This is a genomic window from Variovorax sp. YR266 (assembly GCF_900107295.1).
GTDB lineage: Bacteria > Pseudomonadota > Gammaproteobacteria > Burkholderiales > Burkholderiaceae_C > Variovorax.
The window spans coordinates 42,921-56,940 of sequence record NZ_FNPM01000010.1; the positions used below are offsets into that span (position 1 = coordinate 42,921).

The 14,020-nt window shown below is 66.1% G+C and carries 14 protein-coding genes; 8 read left to right on the plus strand and 6 right to left on the minus strand.

The annotated features are described in order from the left end of the window. Position 1: 1 nt before the first annotated feature. On the minus strand, positions 2-1,342 hold the full coding sequence (locus BLW48_RS24725) for an NAD(P)/FAD-dependent oxidoreductase (protein WP_093080531.1): 1,341 nt from the start codon (positions 1,340-1,342) through the stop codon (positions 2-4). Between the two features lie 210 nt (positions 1,343-1,552). Between BLW48_RS24725 and BLW48_RS24730 the strand changes: the two genes are divergently transcribed. From BLW48_RS24730 to BLW48_RS24755, 6 genes are all read left to right on the plus strand, one after another. Further along, complete coding sequence (locus tag BLW48_RS24730; protein WP_093080533.1) at positions 1,553-3,853, plus strand: NADP-dependent malic enzyme; 2,301 nt, start codon at positions 1,553-1,555, stop codon at positions 3,851-3,853. A 190-nt stretch (positions 3,854-4,043) separates the two neighbouring features. Continuing rightward, a complete protein-coding gene (locus BLW48_RS24735) occupies positions 4,044-5,075 on the plus strand; it encodes an ABC transporter substrate-binding protein (RefSeq protein ID WP_093058142.1) in 1,032 nt (343 codons plus the stop codon). Beyond that, entirely contained in the window at positions 5,075-5,932 is an 858-nt protein-coding gene (locus tag BLW48_RS24740) for an ABC transporter ATP-binding protein (protein WP_093058141.1), read from the plus strand. The genes BLW48_RS24735 and BLW48_RS24740 overlap by 1 nt, the downstream gene beginning before the upstream one ends. Before the next feature lie 11 nt (positions 5,933-5,943). Then, positions 5,944-6,714 (plus strand): ABC transporter permease, encoded by a 771-nt coding sequence (locus BLW48_RS24745; protein ID WP_093058140.1) that lies wholly within the window; start codon positions 5,944-5,946, stop codon positions 6,712-6,714. 82 nt (positions 6,715-6,796) lie between these two features. Beyond that, the gene (locus BLW48_RS24750; RefSeq protein WP_093178038.1) at positions 6,797-7,114 is read left to right on the plus strand and encodes a toxin-antitoxin system YwqK family antitoxin; all 318 of its coding nucleotides are present in this window, start codon (positions 6,797-6,799) and stop codon (positions 7,112-7,114) included. A 13-nt stretch (positions 7,115-7,127) separates the two neighbouring features. Next, the gene (locus BLW48_RS24755) at positions 7,128-7,823 is read left to right on the plus strand and encodes a hypothetical protein (protein ID WP_093178040.1); all 696 of its coding nucleotides are present in this window, start codon (positions 7,128-7,130) and stop codon (positions 7,821-7,823) included. A gap of 69 nt (positions 7,824-7,892) precedes the next feature. Here the strand turns inward: BLW48_RS24755 and BLW48_RS24760 are convergent, their stop codons facing one another. The 3 genes from BLW48_RS24760 to BLW48_RS24770 are packed head-to-tail and all read right to left on the minus strand — an operon-like array spanning position 7,893 to position 10,165. Further along, on the minus strand, positions 7,893-8,114 hold the full coding sequence (locus tag BLW48_RS24760) for an oxidoreductase-like domain-containing protein (protein WP_093058118.1): 222 nt from the start codon (positions 8,112-8,114) through the stop codon (positions 7,893-7,895). A 13-nt stretch (positions 8,115-8,127) separates the two neighbouring features. Then, the gene (locus tag BLW48_RS24765; protein WP_093178041.1) at positions 8,128-9,480 is read right to left on the minus strand and encodes a sensor histidine kinase; all 1,353 of its coding nucleotides are present in this window, start codon (positions 9,478-9,480) and stop codon (positions 8,128-8,130) included. Between the two features lies 1 nt (position 9,481). Next, positions 9,482-10,165: a response regulator gene (locus BLW48_RS24770; protein ID WP_093178043.1), complete on the minus strand. Its 684-nt coding sequence runs from the start codon at positions 10,163-10,165 to the stop codon at positions 9,482-9,484. Positions 10,166-10,276: 111 nt separating this feature from the next. Between BLW48_RS24770 and BLW48_RS24775 the strand changes: the two genes are divergently transcribed. Next, the gene (locus tag BLW48_RS24775) at positions 10,277-10,966 is read left to right on the plus strand and encodes a phosphatase PAP2 family protein (RefSeq protein ID WP_256330903.1); all 690 of its coding nucleotides are present in this window, start codon (positions 10,277-10,279) and stop codon (positions 10,964-10,966) included. A gap of 19 nt (positions 10,967-10,985) precedes the next feature. On the opposite strand, the gene BLW48_RS24780 is transcribed toward BLW48_RS24775, so the two are convergent. Continuing rightward, positions 10,986-12,035 carry a threonine aldolase family protein gene (locus BLW48_RS24780; RefSeq protein ID WP_093178044.1) on the minus strand — a complete coding sequence of 350 codons (1,050 nt, stop codon included), beginning with the start codon at positions 12,033-12,035 and terminating at the stop codon, positions 10,986-10,988. Continuing rightward, positions 12,032-13,021 carry a tripartite tricarboxylate transporter substrate binding protein gene (locus BLW48_RS24785; RefSeq protein WP_093178046.1) on the minus strand — a complete coding sequence of 330 codons (990 nt, stop codon included), beginning with the start codon at positions 13,019-13,021 and terminating at the stop codon, positions 12,032-12,034. The genes BLW48_RS24780 and BLW48_RS24785 overlap by 4 nt, the downstream gene beginning before the upstream one ends. A 105-nt stretch (positions 13,022-13,126) precedes the next feature. On the opposite strand from BLW48_RS24785, the gene BLW48_RS24790 reads away from it, so the two are divergent. Beyond that, the gene (locus BLW48_RS24790; RefSeq protein ID WP_093178048.1) at positions 13,127-14,011 is read left to right on the plus strand and encodes a LysR family transcriptional regulator; all 885 of its coding nucleotides are present in this window, start codon (positions 13,127-13,129) and stop codon (positions 14,009-14,011) included. Positions 14,012-14,020 lie beyond the last annotated feature (9 nt).

The window sequence follows — 14,020 nt, forward strand, 5'->3', positions numbered from 1 at the left end:
CTCAGGGTTTCGCAGCAGCCTCCAGAGACTCTTTGAGGTTGCGCCGGCGCCATGCCCAGGTCTTGATGGCCTGCGGCAGGATGCCCAGGCACGACGCGTAGTACGTCACCTTGAAGCCCCAGAAGCGCGGGCCGATGGGAGTGTTGCGGAACAGGTCACCGGCCAGGATGGACAGCAGCGCCTCCTGCATCCGCCAGACATTGCGCGGGTTCATGAACAGACGGCGGATGGCCGGCGAGGTAATGCGGTAGATGAACCACGAGAACATCTGCGGCCCGCGCTTCATCACCTTCTCGTAGTGGCGGAAGGCCTTTTCGGCTTCCTTCGCCTCGCCCTTGAGCCAGTGGTCGGCCGCGGTGGCGGCCTCGAAGCCGCTGTTCATCGCCAGGTACACGCCCGAGGAGAACATCGGGTCGACGAAGGCGTAGGCGTCGCCCACCATCATGAAGCGGTCGCCGCGGCAGAACGCGGAGTCGTAGGCGTAGTTGCCGGTGGAGGTGGCGCCTTCCATCAGCGTGGCGTTCTTCAGGCGCTCGGCCAGCTTGGGCGCGAGCGCGATGGTTTCCATCAGGAATTCTTCGAGCGTGCCCTTGCGGTTCTTGAAGTACGCGGGCGAAGCCACCGCGCCGACGCTCACGGTGCCGTCCTTCAGCGGGATGTACCAGAACCAGCCGTGGTCGAACCAGAACAGCGTGATGTTGCCCTCGAAGCGGCCCGGCCGGCGCTCGGCGTTGGCGAAGTGGCCGAACAGCGCGGCGCTGGCGTGCTTGCGGTTGCGGCGCTTGGCGTCGAACTGGTTCGACAGCAGGGTGTCGCGTCCGCTCGCGTCGATCACGAAGCGTGGGCGCCAGGCAGTCTCGGTGCCGTCGTCGGCCTTGACCTTGACCAGCGGGCGGTTGTCTGGCGTGCCCTTGCCGGCCTCCATGTCCACGCCTGTGACGCGCTGGCCCTCGAAGGTGCGCGCGCCGCGATTGCCGGCATGGCGGAACAGCAGTTCGTCGAACTCCGAGCGGCGCACGTGCACCGCGTACGGAAAGCTCTTGTCCATCGCCTCGGCAAAGTGAAAGTGGCTGGTGTGGTCATGCCAGGGCGAGACGAACTCGGCGCCGTGCTTGCGGATGCCGATGGCCTCGACCTCGGTGCGCACGCCCAGCCGGTCGAACAGCGGCATGTTCATCGGCAGCAGCGATTCGCCGATGTGAAAGCGCGGATGCTGCGCCTTCTCGATGAGCACCACGTCGTGCCCCTTGTCCGCGAGCAGCGCGGCCACCGTGGAGCCCGAAGGGCCGCCGCCGATGACCACGACATCGGGGTCGTTGCTGGTGAAAGGTCCGGATGTCATGCGCTGTTGCCCCTCATTGGTTTTGTCGTTGTTGGAGATTCCCCGGCCAATACCCTGTTAACCGTAGGTAACGATCTGCAGTTTAGCGAACCGGCCAGCCCTACTTATCAAGCTAAAGATATAGATCCAGGCGTTTTCGGCATTCACCCTGTAAGAAGAGGCCACGCTTTTGCGGTAGCCTCATTGCCCGTCAGAAACAAGGAGACTTTCATGGCTGCACCCCTTTCCCCTGCAGAAGAAGCACTTCGCGAGGCAGCGCGCGAATACCACCGCTCGCCCGTCAAGGGCAAGATCTCGATCACCCCGACCAAGCCCCTGCTGAACCAGCGCGACCTGTCGCTGGCCTATTCGCCGGGCGTGGCGTACCCCTGTCTCGACATCGCCGCGGATCCGGCCACGGCCTCCGAATACACCGCGCGCGGCAATCTCGTGGGCGTCATCACCAACGGCACGGCCGTGCTCGGCCTGGGCAACATCGGCCCGCTGGCCGCCAAGCCGGTGATGGAAGGCAAGGGCTGCCTGTTCAAGAAATTCGCCGGCATCGACGTGTTCGACATCGAGCTGGCCGAGAACGACCCCGACAAGCTGGTCGACATCATCGCGGCGCTGGAGCCCACGCTGGGCGGCATCAACCTCGAAGACATCAAGGCGCCCGAGTGCTTCTACATCGAGAAGAAGCTGCGCGAGCGCATGAACATTCCGGTGTTCCACGACGACCAGCACGGCACGGCCATCATCTCGGCCGCCGCGCTGCTCAACGGCCTGGAGCTGGTCGGCAAGAAGATCGAGGACGTGAAGATCGCCGTCTCGGGCGCCGGCGCCGCCGCCATCGCCTGCCTCGACGTGATGGTGGGCCTGGGCGCCAAGCCCGCCAACATCTACGCCTGCGACTCCAAGGGCCTGATCTACATGGGCCGCGCGGGCGGCTTCGACGAATCGAAGGCACGCTACGCCCAGAAAGACACCGGCGCCCGCACCCTGGCCGACGTGGTGAAGGACGCCGATGTGTTCCTGGGCTGCTCGGCCCCGGGCGTGATGACGGCCGATATGGTCAAGACCATGGGCACGCAGCCCATCATCCTGGCGCTGGCCAACCCCGAGCCTGAAATCCGCCCCGAGCTGGCCAAGGCCGTGCGGCCGGACTGCATCATTGCCACGGGCCGTTCGGACTACCCGAACCAGGTCAACAACGTGCTGTGCTTCCCGTACATCTTCCGCGGCGCGCTCGATTGCGGCGCCAGCAAGATCACGGAAGAAATGAAGCTGGCCTGCGTTCGCGAGATCGCCGACCTGACCAAGGCCGACATCAGCGAAGAGGTGGCCACCGCCTACGCCGGCCAGGAGCTGGCCTTCGGCCCCGACTACATCATTCCGAAGCCCTTCGACTCGCGCCTGATCCTGCGCATTGCGCCGGCCGTGGCCAAGGCTGCCGCCGCCTCGGGCGTGGCCTCGCGCCCGATCGAAGACATGGACGCCTACCGCCAGCACCTGACGCGCTTCGTCTACCAGACCGGCATGTTCATGCGCCCGGTGTTCAGCGCCGCCAAGATCGCCACCGCCAAGCGCGTGGCCTACGCCGAAGGCGAAGACGAGCGCGTGCTGCGCGCCGCCCAGTGGGCCGTGGACGAAGGCCTGGCCAAGCCCATCCTGGTGGGCCGCCCCGCAGTGATCGAGGCGCGCATCAAGAAGGCCGGCCTGCACATCCGTACGGGCATCGACTTCGAGATCGTCGACCCCGAGGACGATCCGCGCTTCCGCATCTACTGGGAAAGCTTCCACAAGCTCATGGGCCGCCGCGGCGTGACGCCGGAGGCCGCCAAGACGATGGTGCGCCGCTCGAACACCACCATCGCCGCGCTGATGATGCACCTGGGCGACGCCGACGCCATGATCTGCGGCCTGGTCGGGCGCTTCGACGTGCACCTGGAGCACATCCGCAACCTGATCGGCCTGAAGCGCGGCGCGCCAGGCTTCGCAACGCTGAACGCGCTCACGCTCGACAAGCGCACGGTGTTCATCACCGACACCAACGTGAACGAAGACCCCAGCGCTGAGTTGCTGGCCAGCATCGCGCTGATGGCCGCCGAGGAAGTGCGCCGCTTCGGCCTGCCGCCGAAGGTGGCCTTCCTGTCGCACTCGAACTACGGCACCTCCAGCCGCGGCTCGGCCCGCAAGATGCGGCTGGCGCGCGACCTGTTCGCGCAGATGGCGCCCGACATCGAATGCGACGGCGAAATGCACGGCGACGCGGCGCTGTCGGAAGAAATCCGCCGCACCGCCCTGCCCGAGACCACGCTGAGCGGCGAAGCCAACCTGCTGGTGTGCCCGAACCTCGACTCGGCGCACATCCTCTACAACGTGCTGAAGATGACGGGTGCCAACGGCATCACCGTCGGCCCGGTGCTGCTGGGCGCCGCGAGCTCGGCGCACGTGCTGACGCCGTCGTCGACGGTGCGCCGCATCATCAACATGACGGCGCTGGCGGTGGCGAAGGTCACGGTGGACAAGTAAGAGCCTTCAGTCGGTGGGTGTTTTTGCCCGCCTTCGGTGCCAAAAACGCGGCCTCGCCGCGTTTTTGCATTTGAGGGGTGCAAAGGCGCACCGTCTCGATCCACTGGAAGGGTTCGCACCAATCGCGTGCGGGCACCGTTTTTGCTTGAATGCCGAAGCATTCACCTTCCCCTAACGGATCGATCTCCGCATGAACAAGCGCCAACTGCTCCAGTCCTTCCTCGCCGCCTCGGCCATCTGCTTCGGCCTCACACCGGCCCTTGCACAGAGCCCGACGCCGATCAAGTTCCAGCTCGACTGGCGTTTCGAAGGACCGGCCGCGCTGTTCCTGCACCCCGCGGCCAAGGGCTACTTCAAGGCGGCCGGGCTCGACGTGACCATCGACGCGGGCAACGGCTCGGGCGGCACCGTCACGCGCGTGGCGTCGGGTGCCTACGACATGGGCTTTGCCGACCTCGCGGCGCTGATGGAATTTCACGCCAACAACCCCGACAGCCCCAACAAGCCGGTCGCGGTGATGATGGTCTACAACAACACGCCGGCCTCGGTCATGGCGCTCAAGAAGAGCGGCATCACCAAGCCGGCCGACCTAGCCGGCAAGAAGCTGGGCGCGCCGGTGTTCGACGCAGGCCGCCGCGCGTTCCCGATCTTCGCCAAGGCCAACAACATCGGCGCCGTCAACTGGACCGCCATGGACCCGACGCTGCGCGAAACCATGCTGATGCGCGGCGACATCGACGCCATCACCGGCTTCACCTTCACCTCGCTGCTCAACCTCGAGGCGCGCGGCGCCAAGACGGCCGACGTGGTGGTGCTGCCCTACCCCGACTACGGCGTGAAGCTGTACGGCAACGTCATCATCGCCTCGCCCAAGCTCATCAAGGAGAACCCGGCGGCGGTGAAGAAATTCCTCTCGGCCTTTGCCAAGGGCGCGAAGGAAGTCATTGCCAACCCGGCCGTGGCCATCGAATCGGTGAAGGCGCGCGACGGCATCATCGACAGCAAGCTCGAAACCCGCCGCCTGCAACTGGCCATCGACACCGTCATCAACAGCCCTGACGCACGCGCCGAAGGCTTCGGCGCGGTCAACGCAGGCCGCATGTCGCTGATGGCCTCGCAGGTGTCGGACGCCTTCAACACCAAGACGCGCGTGAGCCCCGACGCGGTGTGGACCGCTTCGCTGCTGCCGCCCGCCGCTGAACTGAACATCCTGCGCAAGTGATGGCGGACGCATCGCAAGACGCAGCTGCCCCCTTCGTCGACTTCCAGGACGTCTGGCTCGCCTACAACGAAGAGCTGCTGCGCGCCAACCACTTCGCGGTCGAGGCCATCGACCTGAAGGTCAAGCGCGGCGAATTCATCGCCATCGTCGGCCCCTCGGGCTGCGGCAAGTCGACCTTCATGAAGCTCACCACGGGGCTGAAGATGCCGTCGATGGGCAGGATCCGCATCGACGGCCAGCCGGTGACCGGGCCGCTCAAGATATCGGGCATGGCCTTTCAGGCGCCGTCGCTGCTGCCGTGGCGCACCACGGTCGACAACGTGCTGCTGCCGCTGGAAATCGTCGAGCCCTACCGCTCGAACTTCAAGGCCAAGCGCAAGGAATACGTCGAGCGCGCACGCAAGCTGCTGCAGAAGGTGGGCCTTGCGGGCTATGAAGACAAGTTTCCGTGGCAGCTCTCGGGCGGCATGCAGCAGCGTGCGAGCATCTGCCGCGCGCTCATCCACGAGCCCAAGATGCTGCTGCTCGACGAGCCCTTCGGCGCGCTCGACGCATTCACGCGCGAAGAGCTGTGGTGCATCCTGCGCGACCTCTGGACCGAGCAGCAGTTCAACGTGATCCTGGTGACGCACGACCTGCGCGAATCGGTGTTCCTCGCCGACACGGTGTACGTGATGAGCAAGAGCCCGGGGCGCTTCGTGGTCAAGCGCGAGATCGACCTGCCGCGTCCGCGCGAACTCGAGCTCACCTACACGAAAGAGTTCACCGACATCGTGCTGGAGCTGCGCGGGCACATCGGTGCCATCCGCAATACCGGCATCAGCGCGGCGCAGACGGCCGCGGCCGTGTCTCACTGAGCGGGCGCACCATGAAGAACACCAAGCAAATCGAACGCTGGTCGCCATGGCTGCTGCTGGTCGCGGTGCTCATCCTGTGGCAGGTCATCTGCGCTGGCTTCGAGGTTTCGGACTTCATCTTCCCGAGCCCCTGGCGCATCTGGACGCAGTTCTGGGAATACAAGGAAATCATCGCGGGCCACGCATGGCGCACCTTCTGGGTCACGATGGCCGGCTTCGGCCTGGCGATCGTGGTGGGCGTTCTGCTGGGCTTCGTGATCGGCAGCTCGCGCATCGCGTACGCGGCGATCTATCCGCTGATGACGGCCTTCAACGCACTGCCCAAGGCGGCCTTCGTGCCTATCCTCGTGGTGTGGTTCGGCATCGGCGTGGGGCCGGCGATTCTCACGGCCTTTCTGATCAGCTTCTTCCCGATCATGGTCAACATCGCGACCGGCCTCGCCACGCTGGAGCCGGAGCTCGAAGACGTGCTGCGCGTGCTCGGCGCCAAGCGCTGGGACGTGCTCATGAAGATCGGCCTGCCGCGCTCCATGCCCTACTTCTTCGGCTCGCTGAAGGTGGCGATCACGCTGGCTTTTGTCGGCACCACGGTGAGCGAGATGACCGCTGCCAACGAAGGCATCGGCTACCTGCTGATCTCCGCCGGCTCGGCCATGCAGATGGGCCTGGCCTTCGCGGGCCTGATGGTGGTGGGCGCAATGGCCATGCTGATGTACGAGCTCTTCAGCGTGATCGAGAAGCACACCACGGGTTGGGCGCACCGGGGTTCGCAGAATCAGTAAGCCCTGAAGCGAACCGTGGTCCGAGGCGAAACACGCAGGTGGGCACCAGCATGTTCGCAAATTCGCCCGTCAACACCAAGGAATGAGCCCCGAAGCCGACCTCAACATCGCCGAGATTCCCTACGAATCGGGAGCGATCAAGTTCCGCTACGCGAGGGTGCTGTCGCCCGACAAGACCCGATGGGTTCGGCACGGCCTCTTCGTTGCTTATCACGAGAATGGCACGGTTGCATCCGAAGGGCAGTACGTCGACGGCAAGGAGGATGGGCTTTGGCGCGACTTCCATCCGGACGGACGGGCTGCAGCCGAGGGCCGCTATCGCGAGGGCCAGGAGGTCGGCGTGTGGCGATTCTGGAATCTCGACGGAACCGAAGAGCCGGGCACGAACTACGACAACTGACGGCCAACGGCGGTTGCCCGGCCTTGCGACAGAATGCCGGATCGATGGGAGCCACATCCAGATGTTCTTTTCTCGCAAACCGAAGCTGCCTCCTTCGAGGCTCATTCAACTCCACGAGTACCTGGGCATTCTCGAGGGAGGCACCGAGGATCACGCCGCAAGCGACGCGGTCAAGCGCGGTGCCGTGGAGCTTGTGCACAGCCTTCGTGAACCCCTGCGATTGAACGCATGGGAGACTCCTGAGCTGGCGCAGGTCTTCGCCCGCCGCTCCAAGGCGGACGATGCACTGCTGGTTCATGTTCCGCTCGGCATCCCCGATTGCTTCTTCATCGCCATATTCAGGAACGGTGCGCCCGCCGCGCAGGACTACCTTCTTTTCGACATCGGCGCGGAGTACCAGCAGCCCATGCTCGATTGCCCCGACTTCGGCGTGGCGGAGCCGGCGAACGAAGCCAACATCCGTCACTGGGTCCCCTTGCTGCAAGACGACGCGAACGCGTTCGCAGTCATCGAACTGCGTGGCGGCACGTACATGCAGGTGTTCGCCGATCCCAAGGGCTTTCATCTGGAGCACCAGTTGGTCACCACCGGGGCGCACTACCGCAGCACCGAGCCCGTCAGCGCCGATCAGGCCGTCGACACCCTGGTGTCCTACGCATGCGGAAAATACGAGTGGGCTTACAAGCACTGGGAGCGGCTCGAGTTGTAGGCCGCTGCGCTCGAAGGCTTTGCCGTGCAGGCCGTGTGATGGCCCTTGGTGCCGGCATCGCCTGAGCCATCAACCGAGCAGCAGCGAAGCCTCGTCGCGCCAGTAAGCCACGGCGGCGAGCCAGCCTTCCCACACGCAGCCGTTGCAGCCGCGACCGCAGCAGGTTGTGGGCTCGGGCGGCGGTGCGCGCATCGCAAGCCCTGCGGCATCGAGCAATGCCTGCACGCGCGCGATGAGCGCTTGCGCGCCGGCGAGGTTCGTGGGTTCGGGCAGCCGGTCGATGGCGTTCATGGCGGAAAGATCTTCATGCGTCGAGGTTCAGCTCCAGGCGCATCTTCGCGCCTCCCGATTCGCTCGACCCGATCGTGAGCTGCCCGCCGTGCAGGCGCGCAACCTCGGCCACGAGATGCAGCCCGAGCCCCGCGCCGCGCCCGCGCGGCACGAGCCGGTGAAACGGCGCCACCACGCGCTCGCGGTCCGCTGCCGGAATGCCGGGCCCGGAGTCGAGCACCTCGAAGCCTGATGGCTCCCACAGCCGCACCTGGATGTCGCAGCCCTGCCCGCCGTGCTCGATCGCGTTCTGGATCAGGTTGCTCAGCGCGCGTTCGAGCGAGGGCGCATCGCCGCGCACCCACAGCGGCTGCGGCGCATCGACCGACAGCGTGCAACGATTCATGATCGCCAGCGGCGCGATGTCGCCCGCCACGCGCTCGCACAGCGCCTTCAGGTCGACCTGCTGCTGGTCGTGCACCGCGACGTGGTCCAGCCGCTGGAGGTCGAGCAGTTGCTCGGCCAGCGTGGCGAGCCGCGCCGAGGCCTGCATCAGCTTGACCTTGAGCGGGCCGTCCTGCAGTCCTTCGAGATGGATCTGCAGCGTGGTGATCGGCGTGCGCAACTCGTGTGCGGCGTCAGCGAGGAAGCGCTCCTGCCGGTCGTAGCCTTCGTTGAGCCGGTCGAATGCGCGGTTCACGGCGTTGACCAGCGGGCGGATTTCGCTGGCCACGTTGGCCAGCGGCAGGCGCGTGGTGCGCTCGTGCACGTCGATGCTCTCGGCATGCTCGGCCGTAGCCACCACGCCCTTGAGGCCGCGCTTCACCACGAAGGGCGTGGCCAGGATCACGCCGAGGCAGGTCACCAGCGCCATCGGCGCCACCAGGAAAAGAAAGGCGATGCCCGTGCCCTTGAGCGTGTTCCTCACCGTCAGCGGGCCGCCGGTCTGCACCATCACGGCCACCAGGCCCGCACGCGTCTGCGCGCGCTCGAAGCGGGCCTTGGGCCGGGTGTTGTCGTCCTCGGGGTTGAGGGCCATGCGCTCCATGTCGCCGAGCGCGTTGAAAAGCCTGGAATAGGCAGACGGCACGTCGCCGCTGCGTACTTCCGAGCCGTGGGCATCGCGCGCGATGAACCAGAACGGCGGGTCGGCCTTCTGCAGGCGCTGCACTTCCGCCGTCGGCTCGACCACCAGTTGCCCATCGGGGCCGCGCGCCAGCGCGCGCTGGATCACTGTGACGGTCTCCTGCCCGGTCTCGTCGACCACGCGGCCCAGCACCCAGGCCAGCCCGAGAAAGCCGCCCATCACCAGCGAGCCGACCACCACCTGCAGCAGGATCAGGCTCCAGATCAGCCGCCAGCGCAGCGAGAGCAGGCTCAGTGTCATGTCATGCCGCCATGCGGGCCGCGCAGATCAGGTAGCCCACACCGCGGATCGCATGGATCTCCACCTGCGCACCGGCCTTGTCGAGCTTGGAGCGCAGCCGCGACACATGCGTGTCGAGCGCGTTCGACTGGATCTCGTCCTTGTGGCCGTACACACGGTCTTGCATGGCCTCGCGAAGCACAGTGCGGCCGCGGTGTTCGAGCAGTGCCTCGAGCACCAGCAGCTCGCGTCGCGGCAGCGTGAGGCAAAGATCGCCCACATGGGCCTGCCGCGTGTGATGGTCGAAGCGCAGCTGCCCGAGCGTCATGACGAGGTTCGCGCGCACTGCTGGGCGTCGCGCCAGTGCGCGCACGCGCGCCATCAGCTCGTCCATCGAGAAGGGCTTGGCGAGGTAGTCGTCCGCACCGCCGTCGAGGCTCAGCACGCGCTCGGCCACGTCGGTCATGGCCGTGAGCACCAGCACCGCTGTGGCGATATCGTTCTGCCGCAGGAAGGCCACGAGCGAGAGGCCGTCGCCATCGGGCAGGCCGCGGTCGAGCACGATCACGTCGTGCTGCGCAGACAACGCTGCCTCCTCGGCCTCACGCAGCGAACTCGCCACGTCGACCACCGCCTGGTTCTGCCGCAGCGCCGAGGCCAGGGCTTGCGCCAGGTCGACTTCGTCTTCGACGAGCAGGATTCTCATGAGGGGTGCGGCAAGGGCTGTGTGCAAAAAAGAAGCGGGCCATTCTAGGAGAGGCCTCATTGCAGAAAGCGCAATGTTCACGCAATGCAGCTGCATAAGCTGGAGCACTGCATGACCTCCCGCCCGGCGACTTCCTCCCTCCACCCTTTCGTACCCTGGTACGTGGCATTGGGCCAGCGGATCGCCACGCTCTGGGTGGTGAAGATGATCGGCACCACCGTCGGCATCTCGGGCTTCTTCGTCGTGTACTTCTGGGTGATGCACAACCCACCATCGCAGCCGATGGTGATGCCGCTCACGCGGCTCGACCACTGGGTGGGCGTGAGCGACGACGCGATGGTGCTCTACGGCTCACTGTGGTTCTACATCTCGCTGGCGCCGGCCTTCGCGAAGGACAAGGCAGAGCTCTGGGCCTGTGCGCGCGACGCCGCCATCATGGCCGCCGTCGGCCTCGTGGTGTTCTGGCTCTTTCCTACGACGGTGCCGGTGTTTGCGGTCGACTGGGCGCAGTACCCGGCTCTGCAGTTTCTGAAGGCCACCGACGTGGGGGGCAATGCATTTCCGTCGCTGCACGTCGCGTTCGCGGTGCTCACGGCCGTGCTGCTGGAGCGCCAGCTGCGCAGCGTGCAAGCGCCCACATGGCTGCGCGTACTGAACCTGCTGTGGGCCTTCGGCATCGTCTACTCGACGCTGGCAACGCGACAGCACGTGCTGCTCGATGTGCTCGGCGGCACGCTGCTCGCGGCCGCTGTGAGCTGGGCCGGTACCACGCGCGACTGGCTGGTGTGGACCGAGGCCTGAGCCCCAGCACACCGGACAGTCAAGCAGCAGCGCTCGCGGCGACGGACCTGAAAACCTCCAGGGCCGTGTCAATTTCGCGCTCGCCCGTATGACGATGGGTGACGCAGCGCAGCTTGTGCCTGCCCCAAGTCCGGGCCAGCACGCCCAGCTTGCGCAGCGCGGCTTCCCACTGAGCCGCGTCGAGCCCGGTGGCGCTCACGTCGACCTGCACGATGTTGGTCTGCGGCTCGTTGGCGGAAAGCCCACGAAGCTGGCCGATCCCGTGAGCGAGGCGGCGCGCGACCGTGTGATCGTCCGCAAGCCGGCCCACCATGGTGGTGATGGCAACCAGCCCCGCGGCCGCGGCGATCCCGACCTGGCGCTGGCTGCCCCCGAGCAGCTTTCTGTGCCACCTGGCACGCTGAATGGTGTCCGCCGGCCCGGCAAGCACGGCCCCCATGGGCGCGCTCAGGCCCTTGGAAAGGCACAGCGAAACGGTATCGGCAAAGGCCGTGATCTCCGCAGCTGGCACGCCCAGTGCCACTGCCGCATTCATCAAACGTGCGCCGTCCAGGTGGACGGCAGCGCCCGCATCCCTGGCCACTGCAAACACCGCCTGCATGTGGGTGAGCGGCAGCACCGCCCCGCCGGCGTTGTTGTGGGAAGTCTCCAGACAGACGAGCCCGGTGCGCAGCTTGTTGCGGCCCGGCCCCAAGGCCTGCGCGAGCAAGCCCAGGTCCATGGCGCCGTCGACGCCGGCAATGCCCTGATAGAACGACCCGGTCAGCGCGGCCGCGCCGCGCTCGGTCACGTAGATGTGCGATGCCGCTTCGGCAAGCACGACTTCCTGCCGCCCGGCCTGGGCGAGGATGGCAAGGAGGTTGGCCATCGTTGCGCTCGGGACATACAGCGCGGCCTCCTTGCCCAGCAGTCGGGCGGCCTCGGCCTCCAGCTCCAGCGCGGTCGGGTCACCGTCGAGCCCGTCGTCGCCGAGAGGAGCGGAAGCGATGCGGTCGTACATCTGCTCTGTGGGCAGCGTCACCGTGTCGCTGCGAAGGTCCACCGGCGGATACATGCTGTCTTGGGTCATTCGGCAGTTGCGCCGGTCGCCTTCACGACCTCCGCCCATTTCCTTCTCTCGCTGTTCAGGAATGTATTGAACGCTTCCGGCGTTCCGGTCCGCACATAGATGCCGCGCGCGGCGAGGTTGGCGCGGACATCCGCCGAATCGAGCACCCGGTTGATCTCCGTGTTCATGGTCCGGACGATGTTCTCCGGTGTCTTCGCAGGCACCACCACGCCGTAGAGCGTGTAGTACTCGAAGCCCTTGAAGCCGCTCTCGATGAAGGTGGGAACGTCAGGCAGGGACGCGTCTCTTGTTCCGGAAGTCACGGCGAGCGCCCGCAGCTTGTGGTCCTTGATGAGCGGCAGCGCCGAAACGAGGGAGGAGATGTAGAAGTCGACCTGCCCGCCCAGCATGTCCGTCATGGCCGGGCCACCGCCCTTGTAAGGCACATGCAAAACGTTGGCTCCCGCCGTCACGCGCAGGTTCTCGGCCACCAGATGCCCGACGGTTCCGTTGCCGGACGATGCGTACGCAAGTTGCTTCTTCTTCGAGCCCGCCAGCAGCGAAGCAAGGCTGTCGTACGGGCTGGAGGCATTCACCACCAGCACCGACACGCCCGTGCCGACCAGCGCAACCGGCGCGAGGTCCTTCGAGGGATCGAAGCTGAGCTTCTTGTAGAGGAACTGGTTGACCGCAAGGTTGCTGGTTTCGCCCAGCACTGCGGTGTAGCCGTCGGGCGGCGACTTCGCGCCGAACTCCAGGCCGATGTTGTTGCCGGCACCGGGCTTGGTGTCGACGACGACCTGCCACTTGGCCTGCTCGCCCAGTTTGGCCGCAAGCAGGCGGCAGACGGCATCCGTGCCCCCACCCGGGGGACTCGGCGAGACCAGGTGAATGGGACGCTCGGGCACCCACGCCGCGGCGGCCGCATGCGCTGCGGCGAGCGCGAGCCCCAAGGTGCATGCCAGGCTCCTGGCGCGCGCGAGACGATGGCGTCGGATGTCGTTCATGAGCGGGTGGTTCCGATCGGGCAGGTTGAATGAATTCAGCGAATCCTAGGCCCGCCATAAAATGAGTAAAGCGAGATATACAAATATCAACTGTGAGGATTTCTCATGAATCTCACGATGCTGGTCACCCTGCGCACCATCCTCGAACAGGGCAGCTTCACCGCCGCGGCCGGCGTCGTGGGCTGCAGCCCGAGCGCGGTGAGCCTGCAGGTCAAGCAGCTGGAGCAGTATTTCGGCAAGCCGCTGTTCGACCGCTCCACCCGCGTGGTGGCGCCAACGGCCTTTGCCCATGAGGTAGTGAGCGCGGTGGGCGACTTCTCCCACCGGCTGCAGATGCTTCGCTCCCGCCCGGTGGTGGAAGTGGCGGGCCGCATCAGGGTCGGCGTGATCACCAGCATGCAGAGCGACGTGCTGCCGCAGGCGCTGCATGAGCTTCGCCGGAAGCATCCGCCGCTGGATGTGGTGGTTCCCCCGCTGAATGACAGCGACGAAATGATCTCCGAGCTGAAGGCGGCGCGGCTCGACGTCGCGTTGCTCGTCAGGCCGGAAGCCGGTGGCTCGCGCCGGTTGGTCTGGCGGGAACTGCATCGCCAGCCCTACGTGTTGCTGGCGCCGCCGAATGCCTCCGGTAAGACCGTCAGGCAACTGCTGGAAGCCTACGACTGGATCGGCTACGACCTGTCTCTTTCGGGAGGACGCGTCGCCGCGCGATACGTGCGCAGCCTGAAACCCGATGCGCGCTGCGTGATGGAGCTGCGCTCGATGGACGCCATCGTTGCAATGGTCGCCCAGGGCTTGGGAGTTTCCGTCGTCCCGCAGCCCAGGCGTCCGCTGGTCGATGCCTATGCGGTGCGCGAAGTGGGCCTGGGAAGTCGTGCTCCGTTTCGCAAGCTCTCGCTGGTCTGGCGAAACTCGGACGAAGGCAGCCGCAATGTCGAGGCGGTTGCAGAGGCCTTCGCAACCGCCTTCGGCCTTCAGCGAAAGCCGTGAAAAGCCGGC

What these genes read in the sequence shown, in the direction of transcription:
- BLW48_RS24725 (WP_093080531.1), bottom strand. Translation starts at nt 1,342, where the DNA reads ATGACATCCGGACCTTTCACCAGCAACGACCCCGATGTCGTGGTCATC.
- BLW48_RS24730 (WP_093080533.1), top strand. Translation starts at nt 1,553, where the DNA reads ATGGCTGCACCCCTTTCCCCTGCAGAAGAAGCACTTCGCGAGGCAGCG.
- BLW48_RS24735 (WP_093058142.1), top strand. Translation starts at nt 4,044, where the DNA reads ATGAACAAGCGCCAACTGCTCCAGTCCTTCCTCGCCGCCTCGGCCATC.
- BLW48_RS24740 (WP_093058141.1), top strand. Translation starts at nt 5,075, where the DNA reads ATGGCGGACGCATCGCAAGACGCAGCTGCCCCCTTCGTCGACTTCCAG.
- BLW48_RS24745 (WP_093058140.1), top strand. Translation starts at nt 5,944, where the DNA reads ATGAAGAACACCAAGCAAATCGAACGCTGGTCGCCATGGCTGCTGCTG.
- BLW48_RS24750 (WP_093178038.1), top strand. Translation starts at nt 6,797, where the DNA reads ATGAGCCCCGAAGCCGACCTCAACATCGCCGAGATTCCCTACGAATCG.
- BLW48_RS24760 (WP_093058118.1), bottom strand. Translation starts at nt 8,114, where the DNA reads ATGAACGCCATCGACCGGCTGCCCGAACCCACGAACCTCGCCGGCGCG.
- BLW48_RS24765 (WP_093178041.1), bottom strand. Translation starts at nt 9,480, where the DNA reads ATGACACTGAGCCTGCTCTCGCTGCGCTGGCGGCTGATCTGGAGCCTG.
- BLW48_RS24770 (WP_093178043.1), bottom strand. Translation starts at nt 10,165, where the DNA reads ATGAGAATCCTGCTCGTCGAAGACGAAGTCGACCTGGCGCAAGCCCTG.
- BLW48_RS24775 (WP_256330903.1), top strand. Translation starts at nt 10,277, where the DNA reads ATGACCTCCCGCCCGGCGACTTCCTCCCTCCACCCTTTCGTACCCTGG.
- BLW48_RS24780 (WP_093178044.1), bottom strand. Translation starts at nt 12,035, where the DNA reads ATGACCCAAGACAGCATGTATCCGCCGGTGGACCTTCGCAGCGACACG.
- BLW48_RS24785 (WP_093178046.1), bottom strand. Translation starts at nt 13,021, where the DNA reads ATGAACGACATCCGACGCCATCGTCTCGCGCGCGCCAGGAGCCTGGCA.
- BLW48_RS24790 (WP_093178048.1), top strand. Translation starts at nt 13,127, where the DNA reads ATGAATCTCACGATGCTGGTCACCCTGCGCACCATCCTCGAACAGGGC.